Below are 1602 nucleotides of genomic sequence, written 5' to 3'. Positions count from 1 at the left end.
CAGACTGTTGAAAAAGCCCTAGACGAAAGTCTGGGGCTTTGATCTAATAGGCATAGTGAAATTCGGAGTGTTCACCATGCTAACCCCAAAGTCCCCACAACAATACGAGTTTGAAACCGTATATATCAATGAACTGGTACCAGAAGACCACTTGGTTCGTTTAATTGATATGGCGATAGATTTTGAGTTTATCCGCGATGAGGTGGCTCATCTATATTGTCAGAATAACGGTCGCCCTTCGGTTGACCCCGTACGCTTTTTTAAAATTCTGTTTCTCGGTTATTTATTTGGTATCAGTAGTGAGCGACGCCTCATTAAAGAGATACAAGTAAATGTGGCGTATCGCTGGTTCTTAGGTATGGGATTGACGGAAGATGTGATTCACCATTCCACGCTGAGTCAAAACCGCATCAAGCGTTTTAAAGACAGCGATATCTATCAGGTTATCTTCGACAACATTGTGCGTCAGGCCATGAAGCAAGGACTCATTGGTGGTAAGAGTTTGTTTGCCGATAGCACGCACTTAAAAGCGAACGCCAACAAGAAACGCTTCGACATAAAAGACTTGAAGGTGACACCGTCAGCTTATGTGGAACAGCTAAACGAAGCAGTAACCAAAGACAGGGAGTTAGAGGGAAAAAAGCCCCTGAAGTGTAAGGAAGACAAGCCTTGCACGAAGCCTACGAAAGTCAGCCGCACTGACCCTGATAGTGGTTTTATGGTGCGCGATGAGAAGCCCAAGGGCTTCTTCTACCTAGACCATCGCATCGTAGATGGGCGTCACGGTATTATCGTTGATACACACGCGACACCAGGAAATGTTCACGATAGCCAACCTATCATTGCGCGTATTGATAGAGCTAGAGACACCTTCAAACTCAACCATATTGCCGTTGGTCTCGACGCGGGCTACTTCACCGCCGCGGTGTGTCATCACCTCGAAGCGCGACAACTGATTGGTGTAATGGGGTATCGTCGCCCTACGAAAAAGAAAGGCTACTTCGCTAAACGCGAGTATGTATACGACACAGAATCTGATACATACACATGCCCCCAAGGCCAGGTTATTGCTTACAACACCACTAACCGCGAAGGCTACCGCCAGTATCACTCTGATGCGAAGCAATGCATAAGCTGTCCCGTTCGTAAGCAATGTACAAACAGTAAGAATCACACAAAAGTTATAACGCGCCATGTCTGGCAGAAGAGTGTCGAGAACGCAAACGAAGTCAGATTAAGTGAATGGGGGAAGAAGCAATATCGAAGGCGAGCTGAAACGGTAGAACGAAGCTTCGCAGATGCAAAACAACACCACGGACATCGATACTGTCGCTATCGCGGACTCAGTAAGGTCTCGATGCAGTGTCTGCTAGCCGCTGCATGTCAAAACATGAAGAAAATGGCCTTAGCCAAGGCTGTATAAGCCTAAATACCCTCAAATCTCGCTCGCAAACCCGCTAATCGAGTAAATGACTCACTTATTGCCCTCTAAGAGCTCAACACTAAAACAAAAACGCCTTATTAAAAAATATCGCGATCGCAGCCTTCGGCTGCTAGAAAAAATAAACCCCTCCGAAAAAAGAGGGGTTTATCATCAATCTG

Annotated in this window: 1 protein-coding gene; it reads left to right on the top strand. The window is 46.1% G+C overall.

All coding sequences use genetic code 11. The features are described from left to right. The first annotated feature begins 76 nt into the window (after window positions 1-76). Window positions 77-1423 (top strand): IS1182 family transposase, encoded by a 1347-nt coding sequence (locus tag ACFI6J_RS21425; RefSeq protein ID WP_061439450.1) that lies wholly within the window; start codon window positions 77-79, stop codon window positions 1421-1423. Window positions 1424-1602 lie beyond the last annotated feature (179 nt).

Source organism: Alteromonas sp. G4i13, from assembly GCF_054960505.1.
The sequence above is the reverse complement of the archived record's forward strand: the minus strand, read 5'-3'. Positions and strand labels throughout refer to the sequence as shown.

What these genes read in the sequence shown, in the direction of transcription:
- ACFI6J_RS21425 (WP_061439450.1), top strand. Translation starts at nt 77, where the DNA reads ATGCTAACCCCAAAGTCCCCACAACAATACGAGTTTGAAACCGTATAT.